The 9,459-nt window shown below is 59.9% G+C and carries 7 protein-coding genes; 1 reads left to right on the forward strand and 6 read right to left on the reverse strand.

Going from position 1 to position 9,459, the window contains the following annotated elements; all coding sequences use genetic code 11:
- Positions 1-72: 72 nt before the first annotated feature.
- The 6 genes from AC1DDO_RS14790 to AC1DDO_RS14815 all read right to left on the reverse strand — a co-directional run bounded on the left by AC1DDO_RS14790 (position 73) and on the right by AC1DDO_RS14815 (position 5,845).
- Positions 73-1,011, reverse strand: a complete 939-nt coding sequence (locus AC1DDO_RS14790; protein WP_476946733.1) for an NAD(P)H-binding protein — start codon at positions 1,009-1,011, stop codon at positions 73-75.
- Between the two features lie 208 nt (positions 1,012-1,219).
- Positions 1,220-1,474, reverse strand: a complete 255-nt coding sequence (locus tag AC1DDO_RS14795) for a hypothetical protein (RefSeq protein ID WP_476946732.1) — start codon at positions 1,472-1,474, stop codon at positions 1,220-1,222.
- Positions 1,475-1,539: 65 nt separating this feature from the next.
- Positions 1,540-2,748, reverse strand: coding sequence for a VOC family protein (locus AC1DDO_RS14800; RefSeq protein WP_476946731.1), 1,209 nt, complete (start codon positions 2,746-2,748; stop codon positions 1,540-1,542).
- Between the two features lie 74 nt (positions 2,749-2,822).
- The gene (locus tag AC1DDO_RS14805; protein WP_476868237.1) at positions 2,823-3,833 is read right to left on the reverse strand and encodes a fumarylacetoacetate hydrolase family protein; all 1,011 of its coding nucleotides are present in this window, start codon (positions 3,831-3,833) and stop codon (positions 2,823-2,825) included.
- Positions 3,834-3,925: 92 nt separating this feature from the next.
- Entirely contained in the window at positions 3,926-4,300 is a 375-nt protein-coding gene (locus tag AC1DDO_RS14810) for a nuclear transport factor 2 family protein (RefSeq protein WP_476946730.1), read from the reverse strand.
- A 66-nt stretch (positions 4,301-4,366) separates the two neighbouring features.
- On the reverse strand, positions 4,367-5,845 hold the full coding sequence (locus AC1DDO_RS14815; protein ID WP_476868235.1) for an aldehyde dehydrogenase: 1,479 nt from the start codon (positions 5,843-5,845) through the stop codon (positions 4,367-4,369).
- A gap of 705 nt (positions 5,846-6,550) precedes the next feature.
- Between AC1DDO_RS14815 and AC1DDO_RS14820 the strand changes: the two genes are divergently transcribed.
- Positions 6,551-9,001, forward strand: coding sequence for a LuxR C-terminal-related transcriptional regulator (locus AC1DDO_RS14820; RefSeq protein WP_476952682.1), 2,451 nt, complete (start codon positions 6,551-6,553; stop codon positions 8,999-9,001).
- Positions 9,002-9,459 lie beyond the last annotated feature (458 nt).

The following is a 9,459-nucleotide window of genomic DNA, read 5'->3' on the forward strand; positions in this document are numbered from 1 at the left end:
GGTCGGCCTGGCGCGTAGCCTGTTGTTGTCGGGCCCGCCCTGATTGTTGGGGGTACTAGCGGGAAATCGCTCTTAGACCGGTTCTTCGATGAGGTCGTAGCGCGTTGACTTCACGCGCTCCATGACTGACCGCAGGGTCTCAGGCTCCTGACCTGTAATCTGCTTCACGTGCTGGGACAGGACGGCCTGATAGCCCTGGGCAACTGCCATGTCTGCTGTCACGAGTTCGTCGCTGGCCCAAAGGTGACCGTCTGGATTTAGGGGCATATTCGGATCGTAGGTTCGAGGCATCCCTATGGAGTCGAAAAACGCCTGTCGCTCTTCCGGGGTGACCGGCGTATATGCGATCGGGGCGTCGTAGATTTCCGCTCCGATACGGGCAATGTCTTCGTAGTTCAGCAGCTGGGGCCCCGTGATTTCATAGACAGCTCCTTCATGTTCCTGGGGGTCCTGAAGTACGGCGGCCGCTGCCCTTGCCACATCTGCTTTTGCTGCGGGAGCGAGGCTGCCGAAGCCGGTGGCCATTTCCAGCCGGCCGGACGCCGCCGCCGGTGCGATTTGGATGCTGCTGACAATTTCCGAGTACAGCGCGTTGCGGAGAAAAGTGAATTTCAAGCCGGATGCGCGCAGGTCTAGTTCAGTTTGGTAGTGGTCCTTGGCCGACATCGCTGGATTATTGGGTTGGACACCGCTCACCGAGGTGTAGACGATGTGGCGGATACCGGCCCGCTGCGCTGCGGCGATGGCATTGCGGTGCTCTGCGATTCTGCGGCCCAGGTTGAGCCCGCTGATGAGAAACAGCGTCTCAGCGCCGAGATAGGCTGCGTCGAGTGATTCGCGGTCCTGATATTCCCCCTGCAGGACACGAATGCCCTGCGCTGCCCGATCGGACAGCTTCCCAGGCGTGCGGGTGACGAGAGTGAGGTCTTCGTGCGCTGTGTTCTTCAATAGCAGCTTCGTGACGCGGCGGCCCAGGTCTCCTGAGGCTCCGCTAATGACTATCCGGCTCATGCCGTTCCTTTCAAAGGCACCTTGGACGGCCCGCCAAGGTGGAAGTTTTTCGAAATTTTCAGGGTCCTCCTCCGCTGTAAAAAGCGGTCGGGGAAGCCTGTCCTGCAGGTTTGGGACTGCTATCCGGGCGGTGTCAGGGGACTGTGCTCACAAGGCCCAGTCTCCTGACTCCGGGATAGCGGTGGACGGCTACCCGAGTTCAAGGCGTCTACGGGTGGAGCTGGTATGAAGTCATGCGATAGCTGGCTTCGCCGCTCAGCTGTTGCGGTTCGACCCAAACGGAGTAGCCTTCGGCCGCCTCGTACATCGTCCGCGGATTGATGCCGTCGGCCGCGAGCCAGACGATTGAGGAGTCAGGCATGGCATCGTCAACGACGCCATGCCTGACAAGTTGCTGCTGGCGGCGGACTTCGACGTGTGCCCCGATGAGCCGCTTCCAGTCTGGATAGTGTTCCAAGATCACACCTTCCTGCCGCAGGTTTTCAGCCGCGCCTTGCTGGCGCAGCAGCGCAAGGATGCCTTGAAGGCCTATCCGAGGGGTCCCCAGAACGTCTCTCCCGCGTATGTGTCGGATAACGGCTCCAGTGCCTCGGGCCAATTGTCTGGGTCCACGGTCCGCCGTTGGGCCGCCGGCTTGGCCTGGCCGTCCCATCCAATCTGTTCCATGTAGTAGTACAGCTGCATGGCATGCCCGTCCGGATCGACTGCATGGATGACGTAGTCGATGCCCGGGTGGACTTCCTGTGGCAGGTCAATGAGTTTCACTCCGCGCTCTTCGAGAAAAGTTCGCGCTGCTCGGAGCTGTTCGTAGGAGCCTAGCTGGATGCCGAAGGCCAGCAAGGTGCTATGTTCGCTGACCCCCAACACCTTGCGGAGTTCCAGCGGAAATAAACCGAGGCTGTGGTGTTCCGTGTTGGCGCGCAGGAACACGACCCGGTGTCCCTCGACGGTGGTCTCTTCGCTTTTGACCAGGCCCAGCCGCTCTGTATAGAACCGCTCAGCAGCCGCCACGTCTTCAACGAAGATGCTGACAGGGCCGATGCGAACGGGTTTGAACGGACGAGAAAGCAGGACGCCGCCGACGTCAAAGGTCTTGGGCAGTTCGTCCATCCAGCGGTAGCCGGAAGTCAGATCGACTCCGTCAGATTCAGCGGCAACCAGCTCGGTTGCCTCCGAGCTGGTTGGCAGTGAGGGGTGCTCGTTGGCCCAGGGCCACAGGACTTCAGGTTTGCTACGACCGTCCCAGCCGACCTGTTCGATCCCGTATTCCAGTTCATTGGTATGTCCGGTGGGATCGGGAAAGTATGTGTGCCAGTTGGAACCCGGGTCACGACCGTACCGCTCAATTTTGTTGCCCAACGACTCGAGCCACAGGCGGGCCTCGACAACTTCGCGGAGACTCCCTACCTGCCAGGTGATCTGGTTGATGGTGAGGTCGCCACGTGCCGGAGAGTCCATGTGCTCAACCCAGGGCCGCGGCATCAGGACGAACGTGTGGTGATCGCTGTTGTGGCGCAGGAAATAGATGTTCGTGTCAGACAGACCGTCCAGCCACACTCCCGGGTCGTACTTCTGAAGGTCGAGGGCATCCGCCTGATAAAACCCCAGGAGCTCGGTGTAGTACGAGAGCGAGGCGCCGGTGTCCTCCACGCTGATGCCGAAGTGGTTGAGACGGCGGATTTTGAATGGTCGGTCGTAGAGGACGCCGCCGACCGAATGTTGTTTCTTCTGGGTCATTTCTTGTCTTCCTTCATCTGTAGGGGTCACGTCGGCTTGCCTGCGCGTGCCGGCACTTCGCGTGAACTGAAGATTTAGTTGGCCGCCTTGACGACCTGGTTCCGGAGAGTCCCGATGAGGCTTGAGGACACTTCGACTACGTCGCCCGGCTTTACGAACAGTGTTTCCGGGTGAGATCCGTCCGGCTGCTGTTGGCTGGAATCGATAGCTGTCCCCTTCGGCGTGCCGCTGCTGACAAGATCACCGGGATACAGTGTGGTGTCCGCCGACAAATGCTGGATAAACGCAGCGAAATCGTGCACCATCGATTTCGTATTGCCGCTCTGCCTGATCTCGCCGTTGACACGGCACTCGATCGGGATGTTCTGAGGGTCGAGCTCTTCCCCCACCACAATCCAAGGACCAATGGTGGCGGAGGTATCAAAATTCTTTGAGTGCATGAAGTCGGGACCGAAAGAGACGTTGTCTCGGACAGACCAGTCATTGTGCAGGGTGTAACCCCAGATATACGGGAGGGCATCATTACTGCGGATGTCCCGCCCGCGCTTGCCAATTATGATGGCAACTTCCGCCTCGTAATCCAGGCGCTTTGTCCGCTCGGGATAGCGTACTTCTTGTCCGTCAGCGGAAACCGCGCGGTGATCCTTGAGGAAGTACTTCGGCCCGCCCTTGACAAGACGCTCCAGGACTTCAGAAGTGTCTCCGGCCGAGCTGTTTTTGCTCGCCGCTTCCATGTGGTCGTAAAAGTTCGCCAAGGCGCAGAAAATACGGGCCTCCTTGGCGACCGGGGGGTGAAGTTCCACCTCGCCCAACTTGAAGCAGAGCTGCTCGCCCAGCAGACCGCGGTCGTCCTCTGCTGCGGACCATAGATACTCCACGGCGGTTTGTGCTTCCTCAAGGGCCCGCGTTCCCTCCGAGATGAAAGCACTTAGCTCATGCGGGACCACAAGGTCGGCTTGTGCCTGCGCCCGCGCCGCCCCGGTTGTCTCTGCAAGATACTTTGCATAGGTGGCATTGACATCGACCACGGATTCGCTCCGTATGATGCCAACTTTGCGTTCAGGGCCGAAAATTGCGACCTTCATGTGTTCTCCTCATCAATGTTGCTGAAACTGCTTTGGAAGGTATCGGCAGCTGGACCTGCTGGTTTCCAGTGAAAGCGTGTGTCCGCCTCCGGTTACTGGGCCGGGTCCACTCCCACCTTGTCGAACAGGCTGGCGTCGGTGGGGGTGAGGCTGTAAATGGTCAAAGTCTGGATCTTGCCGTCTTTAATCGTGAAAAAATCGCCGAGTTTGAGAGGAACCCCGTTCGCATCCAGCTCTATTTCGACAGCGACGTGGTCGCCGTTCACCACTGGCGGCCGTGGGCTTGGCGTCATCGCCCCTGGAGCTAGTCCGTTTTCGTACATCGTCTTTATTGCGTCTGCGCCCCGGATGGTTCCTTTGGCGTTGATCAGCAGGGCATCAGGTGCAAACAGTGCTGCAACGGCGCTGGCGTCCCCGGCTTTCACTCCCGCAAAGTAGGCGTCGACAACTTTGGTCGGATTTGTCATCAAGATTCGAACTCCCTTAGTGGACCTTGTGCCCGTAGCGCACGACAGGTATTTGATGGATGCTGTTCAGGCAGACAGGTACTTGGAAGAGCCATAGATCGATTTGTATTCGAGGTAGGCGTTGATCCCTTCCGGGCCCAGCTCCCGGCCAATGCCGGAGTCTTTGAATCCACCGAAGGGGGCACCGAGGTCAAGGGTGTAGTAATTCAGGCCGATCGTCCCGGTGCGCACCCTTCGTGCGACCGACAACGCCCGATCTTCGTCGGCGCTCCACACTGACCCGCCGAGGCCATAGTTGCTGTCATTGGCCATTCGCACGGCATCCTCGTCATCATCGAACGGGATGAGCGCCATAACCGGCCCAAAGACTTCCTCCCGAGCGAGACGGTCATTGTTGTCAACGTCGGCGAACACGGTGGGCTGGACAAACCAACCTCGGTCCAACGCGGCCGGGCGCCCGCCGCCAGCAACGAGCCGGGCAGTGGAACTTTTCGCTGTTTCGATATGGCCCAAAACCCGTTCGAGGTGCCCTTGGGTGGCCATCGGGCCCATTGTTACGGATGGATCAAGAGGGTTCCCGAGCTTGTACGAGTCGGCAAAACTGGCAACGGCATCCACAACCTCCTCATACCGGGAACGCGCGATCAGGATGCGGGATTGGGTGGTGCACGTCTGGCTGTTGTTCAGGAACGAGGCATTGTCCAGCCCGGACAGGAAGGTCTCGATACTGCCGTCCTCGAGGAAAACGGCTGCCGATTTTCCACCGAGTTCGAGTGTGCAGCGGCGGATAAGGCGTCCGCATTCTGCGCCGATGATCCTGCCCGCTTCGGTTGATCCGGTGAATGCGATCTTGTCAACGAGTGGGTGTGAAACGAGTGCGGCGCCGGCATCACGATCGCCGAGGACAATGTTGAGCACCCCGTCGGGCAGTCCTGCCTCCCGGGCGGCCTCAGCAAATACATAAGAGTCCAGCGCGGTTTCCGGGGATGGTTTGAGAACGACAGTGCAGCCGGCGGCCAGGGCAGGGGCAATCTTGAACATCGCCAATGCCTGCGGGAAGTTCCAGGGTGCTATGGCACCGACCACGCCCACTGGTTCGCGACGGACGATTGTTGAACCTGCCTGGCTTGGACGTACCTCTTCCAAAGGGAGGGCTTCTATTACATCGGCATAGATTCTCAGAAGGGCGGAGGGGGCACCGCCATTGAGCATCTGCGACAACCCGATGGGCATGCCGTTTTCCCTGCTGACGAGCTTTGACGTATCAGTGGCACGGCGTTCGAGCGCCTCGGCAAATTTGCGGAGCGTTGCGGCCCGTTCGGCGGCGGTTGACCTGCCCCAGGGACCGTTATCGAGGGCACCCCGCGCAGCCTTTACGGCCGCATCAATATCGGCTTCCGAGCCTAACGCTGCGGCACCGATGACCTCGCCTGTGGCCGCCTCTATCTGGTGCTGGATGCGGACAGTGCTGGGTTCGGCCCACTCTCCGTTGATGAAGAAGCGCATTCGATCGACTTCATTTGGTCGCTCAATAGTGACTGACATGGGTTCTCCTAGCTCGTAGAAAAATTTGGGGACAAAGCGGTCCGAGGAATTAGATGGCGGCACGAGCAGCGGCTTCGGTCGTTTTACGTGGATCGGGCCGGTCCTGTTGTTCGCGCTGCTGTCGCCGGACGTGGGGACGCCTAACCAGTTCGCGGATGATGAACACATCGCACAAGTGCCCCGATGCGGGAGACATTTATAGGTGATCGATAATTCGAGGTTCAGCGCTCACGCGACTCCGACCAGGGGCCTGCAAGGATCTCTCCCTGTTCATGTCTTCGGCGCGAACTGGCTTCGAGTGCATTGGCCATGGACGTCGTCGCTGTCATGATCAGCCGGCGACTTCCCGGAACTGAGCTCAGCGATAAGCCGAGTGCCTGCCACAACCTTCAGGCACTTCCGCAGCATGGGAATGTGCTCCGTAGGGCCAGACGTGTGCTGCATGACAGTATCCCGTGGTTACCTGGTGAGAGCGGGTTGCATCTTTCCCGCAATGTGCCCGTGCTGTGTGGCATACCGCCGCTGGGAGGTGTACTCGGCGTGGGCATTGGCGCTTAAGGGTCCCTATGTGTTTCATCAGTCTTTCCATCGAGGCCGCTGTTGCATCCTTGCAACTGCTTCCAGTGTGGTCTTTTTCGGTGGAGCAGAAACGGGTCAGATGACCCCATCTGATACCTGTATTGTTTTGTGCATCACAGGAGGAACATGAGTACCGACGCACTTGTCGGCCGTTCACACGACGGCCATCATCTGACGAGCTTCATCGGACGGCGTCGCGAGCTAACTGAAGCCCGTGAGCTGATGTCACGCTCCCGGCTTCTGACTCTGGCGGGTCCTGGCGGCGTCGGTAAGACGCGTCTGGCGCTGGAGTTGGTTTCTCGGGTCCGCAAGGCATTCAGCGATGGTGTCTTCATCGTGGAGCTCGCCGAGGTGGAGGACGGCGCAATGGTTGGATCTCACATAGCCGCTGCACTGCGGCTGCCGGACCAGTCCAACCGGTCATCCCTGCAGAGGATCGCAGACTATGTCCAGGACCGGCATCTCCTTCTCGTTCTCGATAACTGCGAGCATCTACTCGATGCAGTGTCCGTCCTGGCCGCCCGACTCCTTGATCGAGCTGCGAGATTGAGGATTGTGGCCACGAGCCGGGAGCCTCTGGGCATCTTCGGGGAGCAGGTCTACAACGTGCCTCCTCTTGCAGCTCCCGTCCATACAGCCGCGGAAGGTATGACAATCGAGTCCTTCGACGCTGTCCGCCTGCTCATAGACCGGGCTCGTAGCGTGGATCCTACCTTCGAAGTTACCGAGGGTAATCGGCTGGCTGTGGCACAACTGTGCCAGAGACTGGACGGGATCCCTTTGGCGATCGAACTTGCAGCGACCCGGCTGCGTTCAGTGTCAGTTGTTCAACTCATCGAGCGGCTTGACAAGCGGTTCGATATTCTCACTGGCGGCAGCCGCGCGGCATTACCAAGGCAGCAGACCCTCAGGGCACTGATCGATTGGAGCCACGAACTCTGCAGTTCAGATGAGCGGCTGCTGTGGGCGCGCCTCTCAGTCTTCCCGGGCGGCTTCGAGGTAGAGGCTGCCGAAGAGGTTTGCGGGTTTGGCCAGCTGACACGCGAAGGCGTGCTCGATCTGATTGACCACCTTGTGGCTAAGTCGCTTGTCGTCGCCGAGAACGTTTACGGCACCCAAACGGGAGGCAGCGTCCGGGTTCGGTACCGCCAGCTCATGACCTTCCGCGAGTATGGTGCTGAGCTTCTCGAATCAGTCGGGGAGTCCACGGACATGCGGCGCCGCCAGCGTGACCACTACCTGACCCGGGCGGCTGCCACAGTGAAGAATTGGTGCGGCCCGCACCAGGCCGAACGGCTGATGGCGGCGCGGCGTGACCATCCGAACCTTGTGTCTGCGCTGGAGTGGTCGGCCTCGACTCCGGGGGAGGAACGCGCGGGGCTGCACCTCGCCGCCCTGCTCAGGTACCACTGGACGGCCGGCGGGAACCTTGCCGAGGGCAGGCGATGGCTGGACCGCCTACTTAAGTTAGCAACCGAACCGAGCCCTGAACGAGGAGCCGCACTGTGGGTTGGAGCCTGGATCTGCCTCGTGCAGGGTGACAGGGAACAAGCGCGGGAGCACGTTGCCGAATGCCGGCTGATCGCAGAGAGCCTCAACGACAGGGCACTGGCGGCCCATGCAGATCATTGGGAGGCCCTTTGTGAGGTATTCGACGATCACTTGGACCGCGCCATGGGGCTTTTTACCGCAGCTGTCGGCGTTCACCGCCAAGTGGGCGATACGGCGTCGGCCCTCTACGCCTTATTTCTGCTGGCTTGGACTCAAATGTACGCCGGTCGCACCGGGGATGCCCTGGCCACCTGCCGGGAGGTCTTGAAGGTAAGCGATAGTTACGGAGAACGATGGGCCCATGCCTACGCTGATGCCGTGATGGGGCTGTGCCAGTGGCACGTTGGGGAACTGGATGCGGCGAGGCAATCACAGATCGCAGCACTCGAAATACAACGAGACTTCCCCGACGGCCTTTGCATCGCTCTGACAATTGAACAAATGTCCTGGACAGCTGCCTCGGGCGGACACTACGAATCCGCAGCCGTTCTCTACCATGCAGCCCGGGCCGTATGGAGTGGGATAGGAACCACTATCTCGGCGTTCGGCCCTCTGGAGAAGGACTTCGAGCAGATGGCGACCAAGGTGCGACGCGAGCTCGGGGAAAGGGAATTCAAGGTCCTCACTGCCCGCCCTGAACCCTCTCAGGAGCAAGCCATCGAGCTTGCACTAGGCGCAGCCCGCACAGGGTACGCCTCGACAGGTACCCCACAGCCCGGCCTCACGAAAGTAAGTACCAAGCGCCGTAACGGCACGGCTGAGACCCCAGACGGCTATGGGAAGCATGGAGGTACCGCGCTCACTCAGCGAGAAGCTCAAATCGCCGGCCTGGTTTCCCAGGGGCTCAGCAATAAGGAGATCGCAGCCCAACTCGTGGTGTCACCCCGAACGGTTGGAGGGCATATTGAGCGTATTTTGGCGAAACTTGGTTTCAACTCACGCACTCAAATTGCATCGCTGATGTCTGGTCCGGCCGGGGCGGGACTGGTAGGCCGAAAGAATAGTTCATCACACGGCCAAACGTAGGTGCAGCGCGATTAAACGGAGCCCGTCTGTCTGACTCACGCGGGGTCCGGCACGCGATGGTGCTGGACCACCCCCAAGGTCTCCGTTACAAAGCAGTGTTTGCATTTGGCGGCCTAAAAACCGGCCTGTCCAGACATGCAGCCATGGGACGACCCGCCCCGCTGACCTGCAAGTAGAGGACATAACCTCCGGTAGGCGAGCAGAGGAACAGGGGTGGGAGCTGCTTCAAAAACAGTCTTGCATCGCATGGGAACAAAAATGTGCCTAATTGTGGACCAATGAAGCCGTGAGTAAAGTGTGAGGAATTCGATGAATATTCGCCTTTTTGGGGTCCATCTGTCGTGTGTTTGGGGGCCGGTGGGCAGAGCCCGCATTAGCGGTCTTGGGTGCCGGTAGTGGCGTGCTTGGGGGCCACCCGGCTTAGGCTCCTTCCGTCGTGTGTATAGGGCGCACGGCGG

The sequence above is a fragment of the Arthrobacter sp. 10N43 genome (assembly GCF_056394525.1).

What these genes read in the sequence shown, in the direction of transcription:
- AC1DDO_RS14810 (WP_476946730.1), bottom strand. Translation starts at nt 4,300, where the DNA reads ATGACAAATCCGACCAAAGTTGTCGACGCCTACTTTGCGGGAGTGAAA.
- AC1DDO_RS14815 (WP_476868235.1), bottom strand. Translation starts at nt 5,845, where the DNA reads ATGTCAGTCACTATTGAGCGACCAAATGAAGTCGATCGAATGCGCTTC.
- AC1DDO_RS14820 (WP_476952682.1), top strand. Translation starts at nt 6,551, where the DNA reads ATGAGTACCGACGCACTTGTCGGCCGTTCACACGACGGCCATCATCTG.
- AC1DDO_RS14790 (WP_476946733.1), bottom strand. Translation starts at nt 1,011, where the DNA reads ATGAGCCGGATAGTCATTAGCGGAGCCTCAGGAGACCTGGGCCGCCGC.
- AC1DDO_RS14800 (WP_476946731.1), bottom strand. Translation starts at nt 2,748, where the DNA reads ATGACCCAGAAGAAACAACATTCGGTCGGCGGCGTCCTCTACGACCGA.
- AC1DDO_RS14805 (WP_476868237.1), bottom strand. Translation starts at nt 3,833, where the DNA reads ATGAAGGTCGCAATTTTCGGCCCTGAACGCAAAGTTGGCATCATACGG.